Genomic DNA, 21,582 nt, shown 5'->3' on the forward strand with positions numbered 1-21,582 from the left:
CCTCTGCCATGGCAAGCAAAAAAATACAATCTGCACTCATTTCCGTCTACCACAAAGAGGGCCTGGAGCCTATCGTGGAAGAGCTCAAACGTTTGGGCGTTCAAATCTATTCCACTGGTGGCACACAGCAATTCCTGGAGTCCCTTGGAGCGGAAGTAAATGCGGTGGAAGATCTGACTTCCTATCCTTCTATACTCGATGGACGGGTAAAGACACTACATCCTAAAGTTTTTGGCGGCATCCTGGCCCGGCGAGAGGAGCGCCATCAGGAACAGCTGAAGCAGTATGATATCCCGGAAATTGATCTGGTGATTGTAGACCTGTACCCCTTCGAGGAAACGGTAGCCAGCACAGACGATGAGGCAGCGATTATTGAGAAGATTGACATCGGGGGCATCTCGCTGATCCGGGCCGCGGCTAAAAACTACAAAGATGTGGTTGTAGTGCCTTCCAAGGCAGAATATGGTATGCTGGAAAAACTGCTCAAAGAAAAAGATGGCGTAACGGAGTTGTCTGACCGCAAGGCGCTGGCCCTGCGTTCCTTTGGCGTTTCCTCTCACTACGATACAGCCATTTTCAATTATTTCAATCAGGGAGAAGCGGCTGAGGCGGCTTTCAAGCAAAGCATACCGGAGGCCCAGGCCCTTCGCTACGGCGAAAACCCACATCAGGCGGGCACTTTCTACGGGAAGCTGGAGGATATGTTCGATATCCTGGGCGGCAAAGCCTTGTCCTTCAATAACCTGGTGGATATCGATGCGGCGGTGGGCCTGATGCGCGAATTTGAGGATGCAGCCCCGACCTTTGCGATCCTCAAGCACACCAACTCATGCGGTGTAGCAACACGCCCCACGCTGCTTCAGGCATGGACGGATGCCCTTGCCGCAGACAACGTTTCCGCATTCGGTGGCATTCTGATTGCCAACACGACGGTAGACCTGGCAACGGCCCAGGAAATTGACAAGATTTTCTACGAAGTGCTCATCGCACCAGATTTCGCATCGGAGGCACAGGAATTTCTTTCCAAAAAGAAAAAACGCATTTTGCTCCGTATCAAGGCTTTTTATGCGCACGAGCGTAGCTTCAAGAGTTTGCTCAATGGCGTCATCGAGCAGGATGCCGACCTGAAGATGGAAACGGCAGCAGAACTGGAAACGGTAACCCAAAAGGCACCAACAGCGGCGGAAAAGGAAGATCTGATCTTCGCGCTGAAATGCGCCAAGCACCTCAAGTCTAACACCATCGTACTGGCGCGCGGGCAGCAACTGCTGGGCATGGGCTGCGGGCAAACCTCCCGGGTAGATGCGCTGAAGCAGGCGATCGACAAAGCCAGGCATTTCGGTTTTGAGCTGGACGGAGCGGTCATGGCTTCCGATGCTTTTTTCCCTTTTGCGGACAGCGTGGAAATCGCCCGTGAAGCTGGGGTTACAGCGGTGGTACAGCCGGGCGGTTCTATTCGGGATAAAGACAGCATTGAGTATTGCGATGCCAACGGTATGTCCATGGTATTTACCGGCGTACGCCACTTTAAACACTAATACCGTTTGAATTTAGCCATCGACATAGGCAATACCAGGACCAAAGCTGCCGTTTTTAACGATGGTGCTTTGGTTCAGCACGAGGAATGGCCAAACGGAAGTGTGCCCAATTTTTTTGAGTATGCAACCAACCAAGCCGTCCAAAATATCATCTTATCCAATGTAGCTGGTGCTGTGCATTTAGATGTGCAGGAACAGTTACAGCATCATTTTCGCTTTTTTGAGCTACACCCAACAACTCCTATACCTATTAGCCACGAGTACGAGACCCCCGAAACCCTGGGCAAAGACCGCCTGGCTGCTGTAGTGGGTGCTTATGCGTTATTGCCCCGGCAGCATTGCCTGGTTGTAGATGCAGGCACCTGCATCACCTACGACTGGCTGAGCGCTGAAGGGGTTTACCTCGGTGGGAATATTGCACCGGGCCTATCCATGCGGCTACAGGCTATGCACCGGTTTACAGCCCGGTTGCCTGAGGTAAAGCGGGGGGAAGCAACGGCGCTGATCGGTCGATCTACCGAAAAAGCCATGCGCAATGGTGCGCAGCAAGGTGTTTTGTTTGAAATAGAAGGCTACCGGGAGTGGTCAGCAGCTAATTTGGGCCCTGTTAAGGTATTACTGACCGGGGGAGATGCCATTTTTTTGGCGAATAAGCTCAAAAGCGAGATATTTGTGAACCATCATTTGGTCCTGCTGGGGCTAAATAAAATTCTGGAATATAATGTCAAGCGTCTGGAGTAGAATAATTGTATTGGCCTGTTTATGCAGCAGTGCCTTTGTGGTGTTGGGACAGAACGCTGCTGTGGAAGCAGACCCGAAGATCAATTCTCCTTACTCGCGGTTTGGACTGGGCGACTTCAATGCTCAGTACATGCCCGCACAAGGAGGTATGGGAGGACTTACGGCTGCCTACCACGACCCCTATCACATCAACCCCTTAAACCCTGCCGCGCTATCCCGGCTTGACGCTACGGCTTTTGAAATCGGTATTGATGCGCGGTACAGTACCCTCACTACAGAGGATGCTTCCGAATCGCTTTGGACGGGCAATCTGACCTACCTTGCGCTGGCTTTTCCACTCATCAACCCTATCAACGAAGTCCTGGACCGAAAGGACACCAAACTTGGGCTGGGCATGGCATTTATTTTGCAGCCCTACACGACAGTGGGATACAATGTGGAGACGACACAGGAAGCCGGTTCCGCAGGGTTGAGTACGAATTTCCTGAGAGGCAGGGGAGAGACCTACCGCCTGAGCTGGAGCAATGGCGTCCGCTACGGCGGGTTTTCCGGCGGACTAACCCTGGGTTACAACTGGGGCACATTGGAAAATAGCCGGCGGGTGGAATTTGACGATTTGCCACTGAGCTACACTACTGAGTTTCTGGATGAGTATACCATGACCGGGCTATTCTGGCGGTTAGGCCTTCAGTACACTTATGCCTTCAAAAAAGCCGATGAAAACGGCGAGCTGAAACCAACAGGCCGCAGGCTGATTTTTGGCTTGCATGGCAATACCGCCAACTCGTTCAATACCGAAGCCTACCGCTTTGGGCGGAGGTTTAACAATAGTTTCGGGCCTGTCGCACTGGTGGATACCCTGTTCAACGAGGTAGCCGTGGAAGGTACAGGGAAGCTGCCTGCTGAGTTTACCGCTGGTGTAACTTACGAGCGCGTCAACAAAGTACGGCTGGGTGTGGAAATGGGCCTGGCGCAGTGGAGCAATTACCGCAATGACGCGCAATCCAATACCGACTTGTCCAATTCATGGCAGGTGCGCGTTGGAGGCGAGTATGTCCCGGATTATTTGTCTTACGACAGCTACTGGGAGCGTGTGCGTTACCGGGTTGGGGCCTTCTATGGCAATGATCCCCGTTCTTTTGAAGGGGATCAGTTGCTGGATTACGGGCTTAGTCTCGGTTTGGGCTTCCCGATCATCCTGCCCCGTCAGCGGACCTCCTTTATTAACTTTACAGTGGAGGCTGGTCAGTTTGGGCTACAAGAGGCCCTTCGGGAAACCTACATCAATATGACACTTGGATTTACATTAAATGATAACACTTGGTTCTTCAAACGAAAATTTAATTAAACTATGAAAGAGTTACGTATTTCACTGATCGCCCTTTCGCTTTCTGTGCTTTTTGCAACCGCTGCAGGGGCGCAGTGCGAGACCTGGAATGGTAAACCCTTTGAGGAAGAAGCAACGAATGCTCATGTACTTTACCGTGGAGTCGTTAAGGGCAAAACCGTAGCTGATCTTGAGGCACTGCCTGAAGAAGAGTTCAAGATTGCTTATGAAAACTGGGAAAAGGCGTACAAACTGGCACCCGCAGCGGATGGTCAGCGCCCCTCTCACTTCTCCGATGGAATTGACCTGCTCAAAGCCAAATATAAAAAGACTACAGATGCGGAAGAAAAAAAGGCGATCGCCGAGCGGATCCTGACTCTATACGATCAGCAAATTGAATGTTACGAAAACGAAGCGTTCCTGCTGGGCCGTAAAGGCTTCGATATGTTCTACATGCCAGAGTATGGCTTCCGTCAGTCTACTTATGATGTCATGAAAGCGGCTGTTGAAAAAGGCGGCAATGACGCTGAGTATATCCTTCTTGAACCTATGGGTCAAATCCTGGCCTATTTTTTCAAGTCGGGCAAGATTGAGCAACCTGAAGCTCAGGAAATGTACAGCAAGCTGGAAGCGATTGCCGAATACAACCAGGAAAACAACGATACCTACGGGGAATACTACGAAGCTTCTAAAGCACGTATGGACAACGCTTTCAAGGAAGTGGAGGACCAGGTGTTTGACTGTGGCTACTTCAAGAAAAAGCTCATGCCACAGTATGAGGAGAATCCTACCGATCTGGAAGTCGTGAAGTACGTATACGTAAAGCTGCGTCAGCAAGGCTGTGATTCCACTGAAACCTTCATGCAGGAAATGAAGTCCAACTACGAGCAGCTGGCAAAGGCGGTTAATGACTCGCTGGAGACGGCACGACGGGAGCGCAATGCTTGCTACGATGCCACACAGCTTCAGAAAGAAGGGAAGTACGACGAAGCCCTTGCTCGTTACGAGGAGTGCCTCAACTCTGACCAGGAAATGGACGACGAGGGCAGAGCCCAGATTTACTACAGTATCGCGTCTATCAAGCTGTATCGCAAGAATAATGCCGGTGGTGCACTTTCTGCTGCCCGCAAAGCAGCAAGCCTGACCGATGGCTGGGGCCGGCCTTACCTCCTGATTGGTGACTGCTACGCCAAATTGGGCCGTAATTGCGACGACTGGACCTCTCGTCTGGCCATCTTGGCGGCTATGGAAAAGTACCGCTATGCTAAGTCAGTAGATGGTGAAGTAGCTGATGATGCCGACAAGCGCCTAAGCCAGTACTACGGTGCCATGCCAGAAAAGCAGGAAGGCTTCATGCGTAACGTTTCCGAAGGGCAGCAGGTATCTGTGGGCTGCGGTATCGGCGAAACGGTAACCGTGCGCTTTAAGGATTAGATCAAGTGTCGGAAGGGGGCACCCCTCACTGCGTACAATCAAAGACTTCGTAGAAGTCGCATTTTTGTATCCCTGATAATGCTATGACAGGTCGACTTCGTAGAAGTCGCACGTTATACTTCGCTTTGGGAAGTGCTACTTCAACAACATATACCTTTAAGCACCAGCACTCAAAGTCGAAGCAGCAAGGGTGAATTAAGGATGAAAAGTAAAAATATGGCCTGGTTCGCTAATAAGTGTGCCGGGTCATTTTATTTCTAGAGGTCTGTATCCTGATAACCCCGGTTGCAATTTTTCCAAGGTGGGGATCAGTTAGCATTGTAAGGGGATAGGGAAGTATAGTACTTTGCCACTGTTCATACAGCGATATGGTTCCCACTTTCGAATCGTATCGCTGCCACCGCTATGAAAAAAGCCGGGCACCCTCTAGGCACCCGGCTTTCCAGAATAGTCAAACTTTTTTCAAATACCTTCAGTAGGACAGAAGAGCGATCGTGCACCTGAAGAAAACTTCGTAGAACCTTTCTACCCGGCGCAGGCAGGTAGCGTCGCACGCTACACAGCGCTAGTGGCAGTCATTCCAAAGTGCGCGGAGTTCCTCCGGGCTTTCAACACTCACTACTGAGTCGTCTTCGGTCAGGGTCACTTCGATTGGGAAGACGAAGCCTGGGCGTTCACCTGCGGTTGGCGGGCCAGGGTTGTTCTCGCGCCAGTCCTGGAAAATCTGGCGAGCCGCCTGAGGGCTATCCGCTTCAGCCGTTGTGCCGTCCGGCAGCGCAATCGTTACCGGGTAGTTGATGGTGAAGCAAGGGCCGAAGTTGCCAGGCGCACAGTCCTCTCGCAGGGCCATCAGTTCTTCCTGACTGTTTACCGTGACGAGGGAGTCATTGGCAGACAGGGTCACCTCTATCGGGAAGCCAAGGGTAGGGCGCTCGTCGCTGTCCGGATTGTCTTGCTTCCATTGGCGCAGCAATTGCCGGAGTGCCAGCGGACCGGCGGCTTCTGCCTCCGTACCATCCGGGTATACCAGCGTAACGGGGAAGACCAAATCGTAGCAAGGGGTGCGGTCGTGCGGGCCATTTGGGCGACAGCCCTGAACCAGTTCGCGCAGGTCCTCATCGGAGGCAATGGTCTGCACCGTACCGTCTCTCAGTGTTACATCAAAAGGGTACGCAAACTGCGGGCGCTGAGTCGGGCGCCCATTATCCTGAATCCATGCCCGGATCGCCTGACGGATGGCGATGCGGCTATCGACAGCAGCGGTGGTGCCATCTTCAAAAACAAGGGTGACTGGGAAGACCAGCTGGAAACAGCCGTTGCAGCCCAGATGGCCGGCTTCTTCCATTTGCATAAAAGCTTCCTGGGTTTCGATCTCGCCGAAGCTGTCGGTCGTAGCTTCTTTATCGCAGGCTACAAAAAGCGTCGCAGCGAAAAAGAGCAGTGCGGTGATTTTCAATATTCGGGATGTCATAAGTTTGATGTTTGGTGATGTATTGTTTTCGATGTCTTACACCCCAATAAGGCAAGACCTCCTCCTCCTGTACTCATGCCGGCAATAATTTTTTTTGATTTTTTTCTGTCTCGCTGAGCACCAAATGTAGGGAATGTGTTTGCGTTCCTGATTTTACATTTCGTACCTACGGCACGAGGTCTGATCCTCGGGCGTTTTTTACCGACATTTTGTGCCTAAAGGCACATCGGGAATGATGAAATTGACCTCGAAGGAATCAACCTCGAAATCTATCCCATGCCTGCCAATTTCGCGGTGCCTGTCTGCGCGGTACAGCCAAGTAGAGTTGCACGGCTCAATGCTAAAAAAAAACGCCCGGCAGAGCTACCTCCACCGGGCGTAATTGCATATCTGGCTTGCCCGCCTCTTTTAAAAAGGGCCGGGCGTTCCGTTATTAGTCCAGGTCAAACTTAATACCCTGCGCTAACGGCACTTCCGTGCTGTAGTTGATGGTATTGGTCTGACGGCGCATGTAGGCTTTCCAGGCATCGGAGCCACTCTCGCGGCCACCGCCGGTTTCCTTTTCTCCACCGAAAGCGCCACCGATTTCCGCACCGCTTGTACCGATATTGACGTTGGCAATACCACAGTCGGAACCGGCATGGGAAAGGAAACGCTCTGCTTCCCGCAGGTTGTTGGTCATAATGGCCGATGACAGGCCCTGTGGCACCTCATTGTGGTAAGCAATCGCCTCATCCATGTCTTTGTACCTGATGAGGTAGAGGATAGGGGCGAAGGTCTCGGTATGTACCGTTTTGTAGTCGTGCTCCGCTTCCACAATGCAAGGCTTCACGTAGCAGCCGCTTTCATACCCGGCCCCTTCAAGTACACCGCCTTCCACAAGGAGTTTACCGCCTTCTTTCTGAACCGCTTCGATAGCGTTCAGGTAGTTTTGTACGGCATCCTTATCAATCAGCGGGCCCACGTGGTTGTTTTCATCCAGTGGGTTGCCGATGCGCAATTGGCCGTAGGCTTTGGTCATTTTCTCCTTCACCTCGTCAAAGAGGCTCTCGTGTACAATCAGGCGGCGGGTGGAGGTACAACGCTGCCCGGCTGTACCCACTGCACCGAAGAGGGCACCGGTGAGTACGACGTTCGTGTCAGCGCTTGGCGTAACGATGATGGCGTTATTGCCACCCAACTCCAGGATGGTTTTGCCCAGACGGCCACCCACTTCTGCCGCCACAATTTTACCCATACGGGTGCTGCCGGTCGCCGAAACGAGGGGTACACGGTGGTCTTTGGTCATAAACTCGCCCACCTTGTAGTTACCATTGATGATGCAGCTTACGCCCTCGGGCACATTATTCTCCTTCAGCACATCGCGCAGCAGGTTTTGGCAGGCTACGGAGCATAGGGGAGACTTCTCAGACGCTTTCCAAACCGTCACATCACCACAGATGAGTGCGATCATGGAATTCCAGGACCATACCGCTACCGGGAAGTTGAAGGCCGAAATAATGCCCACAATACCCAGCGGGTGGTACTGCTCGTACATGCGGTGGCTCGGGCGCTCAGAGTGCATCGTCAGGCCATACAGCTGACGGGACTGCCCTACGGCAAAGTCACAGATGTCGATCATCTCCTGTACTTCGCCCCAGCCTTCCTGCAGGCTTTTGCCCATTTCGTAGGAAACAAGGCGGCCGAGTGCATCTTTATGTTCGCGCAGCTTCAGCCCATACTGCCGCACCACCTCGCCCCGGGCGGGAGCAGGCATCATACGCCAGGTTTTGAAGGCTTCCTGAGCCGTAGCTATCACTTGCTCGTACTCCTCGCGGGTGGTTTGGCTCACCTTGCCGATGAGCTTGCCATCCACGGGAGAAAAGGACTCGATGTACTGACCGGAGTCCATCGATTTTTGACCGGTGCTGGTACCGGCGTTTTCAGTATGCAGTCCAAGTTCTTGGAGGAATTTGGTATCCATAGTTATAATTTGGTTTTTATCTTATTCTTCAATCTGCTTTTGCGCCAGGTACAACTCATCAAGCTGCTCTGTATGCACCGGAGCGGGGGCATCGATCATCATATCGCGGCCCATGTTGTTTTTGGGGAAAGCGATGAAGTCCCGGATAGAGCTCTGCCCGTTCATCACGGCGCACAGGCGGTCAAAACCGAAGGCAATGCCACCGTGGGGCGGCGCACCGTATTCGAAGGCGCCCATAAGGAAGCCAAACTGCGCTTCTGCCTCTTCGTCTGTGAAGCCGAGAAGTTTAAAGTTGCGCTCCTGCAGTTTACGGTCGTGGATACGAATGGAGCCTCCACCGATCTCAGACCCGTTGATCACCAGATCGTACGCATCGGCGCGCAGTGCTTTCATGGTCTCATGGTCTCCATCCAACATGCGGGCCACATCCTCCTTCTTCGGAGAAGTGAAGGGGTGGTGCATGGCGTAGAAGCGCTCGGTTTCTTCATCCCATTCGAGGAGGGGGAAGTCGACTACCCAAAGCGGTTTGAAGTCGCCCTCCTTCATCAGGCCGAGGCGGCGGCCCATTTCCAGGCGGAGTTCGTTGAGCTGCTTGCGGGTTTTATCGGTTTCGCCGGCCAGGACGAGCATCAGATCGCCAGGCTTGGCTCCCATTTTGTCCGCCCAGGCTTTGAGGTCTTCGGCGGAGAAAAATTTATCTACAGAAGACTTGAAAGTACCATCTTCATTGTACTTGACGTAAACCAGCCCTTTGGCGCCGATTTGCGGGCGTTGCATCCACTTTGTAAGCTCGTCCACCTGCTTACGGGAGTATTCGGCGCAGCCTTCAGCCACGATGCCCACGATCAGCTCAACGCTGTCAAAAACCTTGAAGCCTTTGTTTTGCGCTACATCATTCAGTTCGGTGAATTCCATGCCGAAGCGCAGGTCCGGCTTGTCCGAGCCAAAGCGGGTCATCGCCTCGTCGTAAGACATGCGTGGGAATTCAGGCAGTTCGATGCCCTTCAGGGTTTTGAAAAGGTGGCGGGTCAGCCCTTCGAAGGTGTTGAGCACCTGTTCTTGGGTTACGAAAGCCATTTCGCAGTCAATCTGCGTAAACTCCGGCTGCCGGTCGGCACGCAGGTCCTCATCCCTGAAACACTTCACAATCTGGAAGTACTTGTCAAAACCGGAGACCATCAGGATTTGCTTAAAGGTCTGCGGGCTCTGCGGCAGCGCATAGAACTGCCCGGGGTTCATACGGGAAGGCACCACAAAGTCGCGTGCCCCCTCCGGCGTACTCTTGATGAGGAATGGTGTCTCAATTTCCAGGAAGCCCTCATCCGACAGGTGCTTGCGGGTCTCAATGGCCAGGCGGCTGCGGAACATAATGTTTTCCTGTACCGGTCCGCGGCGCAGGTCGAGGTAGCGGTACTTCATACGCAGATCATCGCCCCCATCGCTTTCAGCCTCAATGGTAAAGGGAGGCACCTTTGACGCATTCAAGATGGTCAGTTCGGTGACTTCAATTTCCACTTCACCCGTTGGGATTTTATCATTTTTGGAAGTCCGCTCCGCTACTTTGCCCTTGGCTTGCAGCACGAATTCGCGGCCCACTTCCCGGGCTTTTGCCAGCAATTCAGGAGAAGAGAGGTCCTCATTGAACAGCAGCTGCGTCACGCCATAACGGTCGCGCAGGTCAATGAAAACCATATAGCCTTTGTCGCGCACGGTTTGCGCCCACCCGCTAAGGGTCACTTCCTGGCCAACATGCGATATGCGGAGCTCTCCGCAGGTATGAGTACGGTACATGCGTTGTTTGTTTTGAGTTCAGGGATGCTTAAGCAGTTTGACGGAATTTTTTTCTCCGTCGCTAAGAAGCCACAAAAGTAGGGAATTTGCGGGGGCTGTCCTATTGGAAATTGGAGTATTCTGGGGTTTTTGTAGAGGCGGAGTTTCCCTGCACTACAGGTCTTGCATAGGGGGGGAGAGCGCTCTTCAGATGAAAATCGTTGAAGAGCGTTGGAAATGAGGCGTAATGCTTATTAGGGGCTTTGGACCAGTGGAATAGCAAGAGCATTGAGAAAAAACTCGGAAAAGGAAGTGAAACCAGCTGGCTTTGCGGTTTACAGCAATCGAATACTATGCTCTACGAGCTGAGGGTTTATTTGAACCACCTGATTGATTAGTCCGGGGGGTATTTTACTTTCCCCGGCCTGTTCCTGTCCGCAGGACGCCCATCTGCTGATGAGGCGGGTAAATAATGGAAAAGTCTTGCTGATGCACGAGTTGCCCAGATTGGATAAGGCGGCCCTTGAATACGATGGTATGGCTTTTATCGGAGCAGTGGAAGTCCTTGACCGGGCGAAAGTTTTCCAGGTATTGTACCTGGGTGAGCCTGGAGTTGTCGGCTATTTGTCCGCTGCACGGGATATGACCCTCAGCAACCTCTTCGTTTGTATCCTGAGGATAGCTTACAAGGGCTACTTCCCCAACTTCCTGCTTTTGAGTCGGATCACCTAGCATAATGGAGTAGCGGGCAGGCACAAAACCGTCCTTAAATACGTAGATAAAAGTTTCCCGGTTGGGCACTCCGCTGAATTCGGTATTCAGCTTGCCATTTTTCCCTAACGTGCAGGAATGATATTTGCGTTCGTCTTTGAATTCGGAGACGAGTTCGCGCTCCTGGGTGATGAAAACCTGAGCACCGGCAGGGTTGCCGTAGATACCCTCGAAGTTCCCTTTGATAACATAGGAGGTCTCTCCGGGATTGAGTGCGGAAAAGATAATCCAGCAAGCAACAAGCAGGACCGTAACGATGAGCAGGGAGTGTTTTGAAGCCATTGGGATGTTCAGTTTAGCATAGAGGTTTTTAGGTGTTGCACCCTAATATACTGGAAACCAGCAGCAATGTCAATAAGCTAACGCAGAATTAGTTCAGGAACGGCTCTGATTGTGCGTTTTTAACATCTTTGATGTAGAAAGGCTGCACATTTTCGCGGGTAATGTCGCTGTCTGGAACCGAAACTTTGTTGAAGTACTGCCTGAGGTAGCCTTCTTTTTCTATAGTCAGGTTAACGTCACGCTGCGCTTTGGGGATGGTGATGCAAATCCGGAAGTAGCCACTGGTATTGGAGCTATCGGTCCACTCCGGGTTGCCTTCAATGTAGACGGCTGCTCCTTCGATGCCGGCATCTGTAAAAGCATCAGTGACTTTGCCGTCAATACAAACCTCATGGAAGTTACGCCTGCGGTCTTTAGTATCCTGAATCCAATCATAAACGATGTACCCGCCCATCAGGAAAAAGATAAGCCCGATCGCTCCGAAAATAAGTGTTGCGGAATACCCTACGAGCCGCTTGCGCAATTCAGCCTTAAGCTCCTCCCAAAAGGACTTAGGGGGAGTGGCCTCCTCCGGTGGGTCCGGATCCAGCCAGCCCAGACGTTGGAAAAAGTGGCGGAGCTTGCTCATTGATTAGTTTGCTTTACGCTATAAAAACGGAACTGACCGTGGTTTAGTTCCGGAGCAAGTTCCACCGTGGCGTGCATCATTCCACCAAAAGCAGCTTTTGTGTTTTGGGCGGCTGCCCGGGCTCAAAGACGGCTATTACTACAGCGGCATGCCTGATGGTTCCGCTGCCCACCTCAAGTTGCAGCATCTGTAGGCCGCGTAGGCTTTGTCGCATCAATTCTTGCCCGAGCAGGCTGTAGGCCACCACCTCTGCTTCCAGTATGGGGTTCGATTAGATCAGGGTAGCCTGATGGCGGACCGGATTAAGGAGCGCTTCAAAGCTTAACTCCCGAAGTTGCTTAGAAGGTGGCTTTTTAGTGAGCATCTCGGTCAATGAAAAAAGTCCCCCACCTGCCTTTTGCAGATGGAGGACTTTGAAACCCTGCCTGCAATGGTTACTGTCCGTTGTACAGCAGCCGCTTCGTTACCGGTGCTTGTCCGTCCTGTTCAACCGTAATGAATAGCACGCCCGCCGGGATATTCAGCGTCCTCAAGTCGATTTTGAGCTGCGAATCAGCCGTAAACGTCTGATAAAGGACCTGCCCTACCGCACTACGGATGAGGATTCGACCGTTGCGGTCTTCCCATTCCTTTACCAACAGCGTGAAGGTGCCGGAAGTCGGGTTAGGGAAGAGTTCGAAGCCGGTCTCTGTGGCATAGGTGCGTGTGGGGTCGCTTAAGGTCACCGCCGGGCCTACTACGAAACCTGAATTCTCATTGTCGCAAAGCGCCCGGACCCGCCATTGTACGGTAGAAGCGGGGGGCAGCCCGTTCGCCACATACATATTATCCGGGATATCCAAAGAAACCGGGTTGCCGCCAATCGGCCGGTACTGTAAACGGTAGGCACTCGCAGCCGGTACAGCATCCCAGGAGAACTGAGCAGAGGTATTCGAAAAGGCTATTGCATTAAGGTTGACCGGATCATTACAGCCCTCCTCCAGATCGCAGATGTTGTTATTATTGTTGTCAATCAGCGTACCTGTGCAGTTGCAATCGTTGCCGTAGGTGTCATTTTCAGTACAGTCATCCCCATCATCACAGGCGGTGCCGATGAGGTTGTCATCAAAGCCGGGGCATTGATCTTCTGCATTGCAAATGCCATCATTATCGTCATCCGGACATGCCCCGGATAAGGTTGTGAACGTCTCCACGGAAGACCATGGAGAATCGTCCCCGCTGCAAAGTGCCCGGACCCGCCATAGGTAGGTGGTGCTTGCTTCTAGCCCGGTAACCATTGAGCTGCTGCTGCTAACATTCAGGCTAACCAGGTTGCCAAATGGGGCACCCTGTTCCAGATATTGCAGCTCGTAAGTTTCAGCCGCAAGTACAACATCCCAACTCAGGAGTACACTGCTGCTAGTAAGGTTACTGGCTTGCAGATTGACAGGGGAGGTACAGCCGGCCTCATCTAAATCGCAAATGTCGTTATTGTTCGCATCAATGAGCGTGCCTGCGCAGTTGCAATCGTTGCCGTAAGTATCATTTTCAGTACAGTCGTCCCCATCATCACAGGCTGTACCGATAAGGTTGTCATCGAAGCCCGGGCATTGGTCATTGGCATCGCATATGCCGTCGTTGTCGCTATCCGGGCAGGCACCGGCCTGTGTCGTGAATGGTGTGCCGGTGATGTAGGTGGAATTGCCGTTGCTGCATTCGGTGCGCACTTGCCATTGATGATTGGTGCCCGCTGTAAGCCCGGTGAGCGTTAGGCTGTTTGAGGTCGAAGTGAGGACCATCAAATTGCCGCCATCGGGCAGGTAACGGATACGGTAGAGGTTGGCATTGGGCTGTGGAGCCCAGGAAAGCGTAGCGCTCGTAGCCGTAATATTCGAAACAGCAAGGTTGACGGGGTCGCCACAGCTCTGTATGCAGGGGGCGCAATCCGGCCCACCGCAATCGATGCCGGTTTCTGCACCATTCTGAATGCCATCATTGCAGGTCGGACAGGCAGGGCAGTCGGGGCCGCCACAGTCTATACCGGTCTCCGTACCATTTTGGATGCCATCATCGCAGGTTGCTGTCGGTGGATCGGTACAGAAGTCAGTACTTTCTGAGCTGCCAAATCCACCGCCGGAGGCAATCACGGCGCCATCGCTATCGGTCAGGGCGTAGGAGCCGCTGCCATACTGACAGCAAATGCCATCGCCATAGGTATCGTTGATGGTGAAGGTATAGTTGCCTCCACTCAGGTTGATATTTTCGGTCACCGTGGAGCCATCGGGCAGGTTGCCGTAGGTGCCTCCGGACGCGACGATGGAATTGGAAGCATTGGTGATGGACCAGGAAGTCTCTTCCGGATAATTGTCAAGCGTGATGGACAGCGTTAGGTCAGCGGTATTGCAGGGGCAGGCATCGCAGAAGGAGCCTCCGCAGTCCACGCCCTCTTCGTCCCCGTTCTGAATGCCATCATCGCAGGTAGGGGGTGTGACTGGCCCACAGACGGTCGAGCTGAGCAGGCTTGCACGGAAGCCGCCCGGCTCAAACAGGGCGCGCATCCGGGCTTTCTGGCCGAGCGTGAAAAGGTTCATGCAGCCATCATCTGAATAGTCCATGTAGTTCTGAAACATATCGGGCAGGTCGCCGGCACCTTCGTTACAGCTGTTGGGGCCAGGGTAATTACAGGCACCACCGGTGTAATTGGGGCCGCCAGCCCGGGGCGTATCTCCCACCTGATCGTCTACATTACAGTTTCCATCGCCCCAGATGTGGCGGAGGTTGAGGTAGTGGCCGACTTCATGTGTGGCAGTACGGCCCAGGTCAAAGGGGGCAGTAGCTGTACCAATTGTTCCAAAGTACTGATAGTCCACAACGATACCATCAGTGCTTGCCGGGCCACCGGGAAACTGTGCGTATCCCAAAATACCGCCACTAATGTCGCATACCCAGACGTTCATGTACTGATCAGCGGGCCAGGCATCTTTGCCACCGCTGCTGGAAAACTTGACGGTATTGTTGGTGCCAAATGAGGTATTAGAGGTTTGGGTGCGGGTTACGCCATCTGTAGGGTTGCCCTGCGGGTCTACCGTTGCCAGGCAGAATTCAATTTCTGAATCTGCAGCCACCGGCTGGAAGTCACCGGGAGTATTGGAAGCGTCAGGGTTGAGTCGGCGGAAATCTTCGTTCAGTACGTCAATCTGGCTTTGAATCTGCGCCATACTGATGTTTTCGCTTTGGTTGTTGTACACCACATGCACTACTACCGGTATGGTAATGGTCCCATTGACAGACCTCAGCCCGGGCTGTGCGAGCATCCGGCTGGTATGTTTTTCAATTTGCTGTCTGTTTTCTTCGAATTTGGGATAGGTTTGCTGCTGTAGCTCCATGTATTCGGTGGCGCCGCAATTGCGTTGGGCTTGTGCGCCAAGGGTGAAAAACAACAAGGCAAAGAGCGGTAGAAGTCTTTTTTTCATGCTTATCCGTTTTTGTGTATTGAAGTTACTGAACATAACTATTACGAATAATACACATTTGTTCAAATGTTACACGAAAAACAGGGGCTGGGCCTAAGTTTTACCCCATTTGTCAGCCTGTTCCAAACATTGTTTTAGTGTATGTCAGCGGGTAAGCTTTTATAGCGCCCCTGCCCAAGTGGGAAGTAAATGGGGTTGAGGGCTTGCACCGGATACGTTTTGAAAGGCGTAATAAAAACCGTGTCTTGCTCAAGGGGTTCTTCAAAGGCTTTCATATCCGGGTGGATGAGCAGCGTGCGCACGTTCTGCCCCTCGGTTCGGGCGTTGGAAATCAGCAGACTTTCGTAAGGGACACCCCAGGACATCAGGAGGGTATCCATCGGTGCTTCTGCTTCTGTGCGATAGAACCGGTTGCCGGATTCGGGTGCAGCTACGGCTTGTTCCACCCATCGCCAGCGGGCTTCAAAGGGTTGGTGGTGGATAGCGATGGTGCCAAGGCGCAGGGCAAGGATGCCCCCAAGGAGATAAGCCAGCCTGCGCCCTTTGAGCAATGGGGCGACCTCAAAAAGGAAAGGCACTCCGACAAAAATACTTAACGCCATATAGTTAACCTCTACGTAAAAGCGATGTTCGGACTCCGGCGAGCCAATGTGCAGTAACATAAGGTAGCCAAAGCAAGTCAGCCACATCAGCCCGAGCTTAAGCCAGTGGCGGCGGTAGAGGTAAAAACCGGTAACTACCAGCAGTAAAGCGGGGAAGCCGTACCAAATGGTGAGGGCGTTATAAATAAATTTGCTGTGTGCCGGCAAGTCAAAGTAGTTCGGGAAGTAGGCGGCCAGGTTGTCCGAAAAGGAGCTGTACTTGGCATTGTCGTACCAGTTGGCGGAAAGCCAGGATTTCGCGCCCTGCACTATGGTCATGAACCCGGCCAGCGCCCAGTAGGCCCAACCGTTGATTTTTGCACGGAAGTGCAGTCCAAAGTACGCCCACAAGAAATAAAAGGAAATGAAAACCAGGGGGTGATAGTAAGCCAGCGCCACCACTGAAAATGCACTCAATGCCCACATCCAGGGCTTTTCCTGCCGGGGATAGCGCAGCCAGTAGGCAAAAAAGACCAGCACCGCGCCCAGCCCCTGCTGTTGCTCAGAAGTTGCCCAGTAAAAGGCATCGTACACGATGAGGGTGTAGAGTAGTACGATGGCCCAGCCCAGGAAGTCGTTGCGCAGTACCCGCACCGTTACCGTGTAGAAGGCCAGAAACAGCAGCGGAAAGGAAATGGAGTAGAGCAGGGAGATCACCTCCACCGGAGCCCCCAGCTTGATAGCGCTCAGCGGCAGCAGTTGCACCAATGCTGAGCCAAACCGGTTGACCATGACCTGTACGGTGCCGTCATTGATCATCAGGAAGGTTTGGAAGGCGATATCCAGCATCCATGCCCGCTCCCGGTAAAACAGGGCAGCGAGTACCAAAAGACCGAACATGCCGAGGTACCCCAGGCGGCGGGGCGTAGCGGATTCAAACTGAAAAAAGGTAGGCTGCTGCATGTGGCAAATATAATGCCTTTTGTGTGACGATGGGCCGGACCCGCGTCTACAGCACGAAACAAACTTGTCAAACTACCCGACAAGAAGTATCTTACTCCTCAAAGTACACACCTAATGAGCACCAACGCCCGCAAATTCGGCACTGCCCCTGTATTCTTCACGGCCATCTCCACTATTCTCGGTGCGGTCATGTTTTTGCGCTTTGGTTTTGCAGTGGGGCAGGTGGGGCTGCTGGGTACGATCGCTATTATCCTCATCGGGCACGCCGTGACTATACCCACGGCTATGGCGATTGCCGAGATTGCGACCAACCAAAAAGTAGAGGGTGGGGGAGAGTACTACATCATCTCCCGTTCTTTTGGCCTGGTGATCGGTTCGTCTATCGGTATCGCTTTATACTTTTCTCAGGGCATTAGCGTGGCGTTCTACATCATCGCTTTCGCAGAAGCTTTCACCCCTTTGTTTGAATACCTTAAGGAAACCTATCACTTTTCGCCTGCGGTGGAGTGGCTGCTGGATAAGAAACAGATCGTCAGCATCCCGGCACTGATTCTGCTGACCATTGTGGTGCTTTCCAAAGGTGCCGATTTGGGGGTGAAGATGTTGTACTTTGTGGTGGCCACCCTGGGCATTGCGCTGATCGCTTTCTTTGCCGGGCAAACTGAATATGGCAAAACCACACCGCTCGACCCGTTTGCCAATGTGCAGTCTTATCAGGAGGTAGAGGTCAATCCGGTGCAGCCGGCGATTGATTCTGCCACTTTGCCCTTTCAGCTCGATACGGCAGTGAGCTCCGCACCCGCCAACCCCAATTTGCCAGAGCTGAGAGCGGCCCCGGCCGAGCCGCCCGCGCAAGAGGAGAATATACCACCTATTGTCGCTTTGAGCTTCTTTTCTGTTTTCGCCATTATCTTCCCGGCATTTACCGGTATGACGGCAGGAGTGGGGCTTTCCGGCGACTTGCAGAATCCGGGGCGTTCCATTCCTTTAGGTACGCTTGCGGGGACGCTGACGGGCATGGTGGTCTATGTTTTTATTGCCTACAAGCTGGCGGTATCTGCCAGCCCGGAGCAGCTGGCAGACACAAGCCGGCTGGTGATGGGCGAAATTGCCTGGCAGGGCTGGTGGCTGATTCCTGTAGGTCTCGCTGCGGCTACCATTTCCTCCGCTATCGGGTCTATTCTGGTGGCCCCGCGTACCTTGCAGGCCATTGCCCGAGATCAGCTCATCCCTTCCAAGTTTGTGAATTTCTGGCTGTCACGGGGGAGGGGGAAGAATGATGAACCTTTTAATGCTACTGTAGTGACCGTAGTGGTGGCCTTCGTTTTCATCATGATGGGCGGGCTGGATGCCGTGGCGGAAATCATCTCCATGTTTTTTATGGTGACTTATGGTTCCCTGTGCCTGATTTCCTTCCTGCAGCATTTTGCTGCTGACCCGTCCTACCGCCCTACGTTCCGGTCCCGCTGGTACATTTCTCTGTTTGGGGCCATTGCCTGTTTTGGACTGATGTTTTTTATGAATGCGGGTTATGCCATCATGGCGCTGCTGTTTATGGTAGGTATTTACCTGCTGGTCAGCCGCTTCAATCCGGACAAGAAAAATATTGCGATCATTTTCCAGGGGGTGATTTTCCAGATCAGCCGTCAGTTGCAGGTGTTTTTGCAGAAAGCCGACAAGGAGCAGACCGGCAGCTGGCGCCCTTCGGCGGTCTGTATTTCTGAGCACTCCTTCGACCGTCTTGCGGCCTTTGATATGCTCCGGTGGATCGCGCAGCGCTATGGTTTTGGTACTTACATCCATAAAATCAATGGCTACCTTTCGCGCAGCACCTACCAGGAAGCAAGTGCCTCAAAGGCCCGCCTGATCAAAATGGCAGAGGCGACCGACAGCAATATTTACATTGATACCCTGACGAGCCCGTCGTATACCTCAGCAGTGGCGCAGGTCATTCAGCTGCCTGGCATTTCCGGTACCGAGAACAACCTGCTGCTCGTGGAATTCAGCAAAGTGAAACCCGATAACCTGGAGGACATCGTGGATAACTTCAAGCTCATCAAATCGGTGGATTTTGATTTGGTCATTCTTGGAAGTTCGGAACGGGGCTACGGGCTAAAGCAGGGCATCCACATCTGGATCACCTCCAACGACTATGAGAATGCCAACCTGATGATCCTTTTGGGCTACATCATCCTGGGGCACCGGGAGTGGAGCCGCGGGCAGATCAAAATATTTGCCCTCTATCCGGAAGACAACGTCGAGGCAGAGCGCGAACGCCTGTCTACCCTGATCGAAGCCGGGCAACTGCCGATTTCCAAGCATAACATCGAGGTCATTCCGCGCAAGCCGGACATCGATCCCAAGACGATCATCTCCGAAAAATCTAAGGATGCCGATCTCACCATCATTGGCTTCCGGGACGGGCCGGTGAAGCATCAGGGTGCAGAGTTGTTTAAAGGGTACGAGGAGATTGGGAATACGCTCTTTGTCAATGCTGCCGCTCAAATCCGGATAAAGTAAGGGGTGCAATCTCCTGTGTGCATAAAGCGTTTAATGACTCAGAATTAAAAGCTTATGATTTTTCCTGCCCTATCTGCATTAGTTGGCTTCTGGCTGTGGCTTCAACCCAATACTTCTGATTGCCCTATCGTGGAGGTGACGCTGACCAAGCGTGCATTTTGCGAGGATCAGGAGACGCTCGACTGGACCGATGACCTATTCTATGGTGATATAGAAGTCACCTTTACTGAACATCCTGCGCAGGGCCTGCTCCGGGTCGAAGGAGCGTATTTGTTGAAGGTCGCAGAAGTTGAGGTGTCGGCTTTGGATGGCGGGGCCTATACTTTTAAAAAGGTGCCCATACAGGCTACGCCGCGCGAGACGTGGCTTTCGCTCACGGCGTCCTTTACAGCCCTTGATCAGTGCCGTTTCCGCAATCGCCGTGCCGGGCGCACCCGCGAGCAGTGTTCGGTTTGCCCCGGCCCTCCGGGTACGACAGGCGGCCCGTATCCCAACTGCTGGCCACCGGAAGAAGCCGAGGCTTCCTGCGACCAATCCGTTAATTATGCTCCGGATCCGGATTACCCTGAGCTTACCCAGGTGCGCTATATGCAAACCATTGTGCATATTTTCCAGAAAGAACACCCGGATAGCCTGGGGCAGTGGGTGCGCCACCCTGACGACCCCGGTAACTTCACAGCAGAACACATTGATATCATCCGCTCCTGGTTTGATGATCCTGATGGCCCCAACGGGGTGCTCAGTAACCTTTGTGATGACCCTACAGATGGGTCTCCGCATATGAAAGATGCCCGCATACGGCTGCTCAATACCGGCACACCGGGAAAGGATGTTTTTTTTCACCCCGACAACAAAGGCTGGGGCATCGGCTTCTCTGGCTGTAAGCCCGGGGGGTATCAGTACTGGTATCAGGTGGATGACCGCTATTTGAAATCGCCAGACCCCTCACACCCGGATTATGATGCATTGATTGCTCCGGAGACCCAGGATGCCTTCCATGTTTTTATTACCGGTGGCAAATGGATGCCCGAGCCGCCCGGTGACCCCCGTATACCGGATGAGAACGACTGCTATTGGCCTTGTGGGGGCGGACTGACTTCCTCTATGGGTTGTCAGCGAGGGCAGGTACCCGACTATCCCGCCCAGGCTTTATTTGGGGTGTACAACATATGGCAGCATGGCATCACGCCGGGCGAGCAAACCTGCGAAGTGGATTATCCCGGTTCGGAAGCCGGCCTGGGGGAAGGGATGCTCGGGGAGATTTTTCATGTCCTTTCGGTAGACCACCTTAGCCCATTGCAGGCGCACAAGAAGCATGCTGACGGAGGCGATGGCTGCGCGGATACCCCCTGGAAGTCCGATTACAACCGCCTGGGGTGCAATTTTCAGGAGCGCTGTGCCCTCACGGAGTGCCAAATTGGAAAGATGCACCACTTTTTTGCAGCATTGGAACCGGACTTTGAGCGCTTCCCGGATGGGAATGGCGGGTTTACCATTGATCCGGTGCCCTGCCGCCCGACAGCAGAAGATATGGTGATTCCCCAGGGTGCGGACATCGTGTGGGAGGCTCCGCAGGCGTTGCGTTCCGGCCTGGTCATTTCTGCTGATGCCCGCCTGACGGTGCAGTGTCAGTTAAGCCTGCCGGCCGGGGCTTCAATTACGGTAGAAAATGGTGGAGAGCTCATTTTAGAAAGCGGCAAACTGCATACGGACTGCCCGGAGGGCCGCATAGAGGCGCTACAGGTTGCCGGCCGGGTGGTGCTTGAGCCTGGGAGTGTACTGGAAAACATAAAACAGGTGGAAATCCTGAGTGCGGGTTCGGTAGAGGCCTCTAATACCACTTTCGTGAACTGTGGTTTGCCGGATGGGATGTTCTGTGGCCAGAACGGGAGTATTTGTGAGTGATTGCGGCGCTTGCCCCGCCTACAAACCATTAGCACACCTACAGCGCACCGGGTGAATGCCCTGGCAATGGCCTGGCTTGGCCTCCTCGCCGGGCGCTCTCCCTTCGCCCGGCGTGCTGACTATGGTCAAACGAAAAGCACACCGGGTGAATGCCCCGGCAGTGGCTTGGCTTGGCTTCCTCGCCGGGCGCTCTCCCTTCGCCCGGCGTGCTGACTACGGCAAAACGAAAAGCACAC

At 53.2% G+C, this 21,582-nt stretch carries 15 protein-coding genes; 7 read left to right on the top strand and 8 right to left on the bottom strand.

The window, feature by feature from the left end:
- Positions 1 to 8 precede the first annotated feature (8 nt).
- From purH to MRY86_RS16505, 4 genes are read left to right on the top strand one after another with little or no spacing between them, the layout of a single operon-like run.
- Complete coding sequence (gene purH / locus MRY86_RS16490) at positions 9 to 1,538, top strand: bifunctional phosphoribosylaminoimidazolecarboxamide formyltransferase/IMP cyclohydrolase (RefSeq protein ID WP_293568333.1); 1,530 nt, start codon at positions 9 to 11, stop codon at positions 1,536 to 1,538.
- 6 nt (positions 1,539 to 1,544) lie between these two features.
- Positions 1,545 to 2,279, top strand: coding sequence for a type III pantothenate kinase (locus MRY86_RS16495; protein WP_293568331.1), 735 nt, complete (start codon positions 1,545 to 1,547; stop codon positions 2,277 to 2,279).
- Complete coding sequence (locus MRY86_RS16500) at positions 2,260 to 3,627, top strand: hypothetical protein (protein WP_293568329.1); 1,368 nt, start codon at positions 2,260 to 2,262, stop codon at positions 3,625 to 3,627. The genes MRY86_RS16495 and MRY86_RS16500 overlap by 20 nt, the downstream gene beginning before the upstream one ends.
- 3 nt (positions 3,628 to 3,630) lie before the next feature.
- Complete coding sequence (locus MRY86_RS16505) at positions 3,631 to 5,040, top strand: hypothetical protein (RefSeq protein WP_293568327.1); 1,410 nt, start codon at positions 3,631 to 3,633, stop codon at positions 5,038 to 5,040.
- A gap of 565 nt (positions 5,041 to 5,605) precedes the next feature.
- Here MRY86_RS16505 and MRY86_RS16510 read toward each other — a convergent pair.
- The 8 genes from MRY86_RS16510 to MRY86_RS16545 form a co-directional block, all read right to left on the bottom strand.
- Positions 5,606 to 6,511, bottom strand: coding sequence for a hypothetical protein (locus MRY86_RS16510; RefSeq protein WP_293568325.1), 906 nt, complete (start codon positions 6,509 to 6,511; stop codon positions 5,606 to 5,608).
- A 433-nt stretch (positions 6,512 to 6,944) separates the two neighbouring features.
- Positions 6,945 to 8,474 carry an aldehyde dehydrogenase family protein gene (locus tag MRY86_RS16515; RefSeq protein WP_293568323.1) on the bottom strand — a complete coding sequence of 510 codons (1,530 nt, stop codon included), beginning with the start codon at positions 8,472 to 8,474 and terminating at the stop codon, positions 6,945 to 6,947.
- Positions 8,475 to 8,495: 21 nt separating this feature from the next.
- Entirely contained in the window at positions 8,496 to 10,265 is a 1,770-nt protein-coding gene (aspS, locus tag MRY86_RS16520; RefSeq protein ID WP_293568321.1) for an aspartate--tRNA ligase, read from the bottom strand.
- Between the two features lie 390 nt (positions 10,266 to 10,655).
- The gene (locus MRY86_RS16525; RefSeq protein ID WP_293568319.1) at positions 10,656 to 11,297 is read right to left on the bottom strand and encodes a hypothetical protein; all 642 of its coding nucleotides are present in this window, start codon (positions 11,295 to 11,297) and stop codon (positions 10,656 to 10,658) included.
- A gap of 88 nt (positions 11,298 to 11,385) precedes the next feature.
- Positions 11,386 to 11,925: a carboxypeptidase-like regulatory domain-containing protein gene (locus tag MRY86_RS16530; RefSeq protein WP_293568317.1), complete on the bottom strand. Its 540-nt coding sequence runs from the start codon at positions 11,923 to 11,925 to the stop codon at positions 11,386 to 11,388.
- Positions 11,926 to 12,001: 76 nt separating this feature from the next.
- Positions 12,002 to 12,139 (bottom strand): hypothetical protein, encoded by a 138-nt coding sequence (locus MRY86_RS16535; RefSeq protein WP_293568315.1) that lies wholly within the window; start codon positions 12,137 to 12,139, stop codon positions 12,002 to 12,004.
- Between the two features lie 220 nt (positions 12,140 to 12,359).
- Positions 12,360 to 15,377: a fibronectin type III domain-containing protein gene (locus MRY86_RS16540; protein ID WP_293568313.1), complete on the bottom strand. Its 3,018-nt coding sequence runs from the start codon at positions 15,375 to 15,377 to the stop codon at positions 12,360 to 12,362.
- A gap of 134 nt (positions 15,378 to 15,511) precedes the next feature.
- A complete protein-coding gene (locus tag MRY86_RS16545) occupies positions 15,512 to 16,921 on the bottom strand; it encodes a hypothetical protein (protein WP_293568311.1) in 1,410 nt (469 codons plus the stop codon).
- Positions 16,922 to 17,035: 114 nt separating this feature from the next.
- Here MRY86_RS16545 and MRY86_RS16550 point away from each other — a divergent pair, with 114 nt between their 5' ends.
- The 3 genes from MRY86_RS16550 to MRY86_RS16560 all read left to right on the top strand — a co-directional run.
- Positions 17,036 to 19,441, top strand: coding sequence for an amino acid permease (locus MRY86_RS16550; protein WP_293568309.1), 2,406 nt, complete (start codon positions 17,036 to 17,038; stop codon positions 19,439 to 19,441).
- Between the two features lie 54 nt (positions 19,442 to 19,495).
- Positions 19,496 to 21,346, top strand: coding sequence for a hypothetical protein (locus tag MRY86_RS16555; RefSeq protein WP_293568307.1), 1,851 nt, complete (start codon positions 19,496 to 19,498; stop codon positions 21,344 to 21,346).
- 55 nt (positions 21,347 to 21,401) lie between these two features.
- A partial coding sequence (locus MRY86_RS16560; RefSeq protein ID WP_293571657.1) for a hypothetical protein occupies positions 21,402 to 21,582 on the top strand: 181 nt, incomplete at its 3' end.

Origin of the sequence: Phaeodactylibacter sp., assembly GCF_022763345.1 — a bacterium.
In the GTDB taxonomy this organism is placed as follows: domain Bacteria; phylum Bacteroidota; class Bacteroidia; order Chitinophagales; family Saprospiraceae; genus Phaeodactylibacter.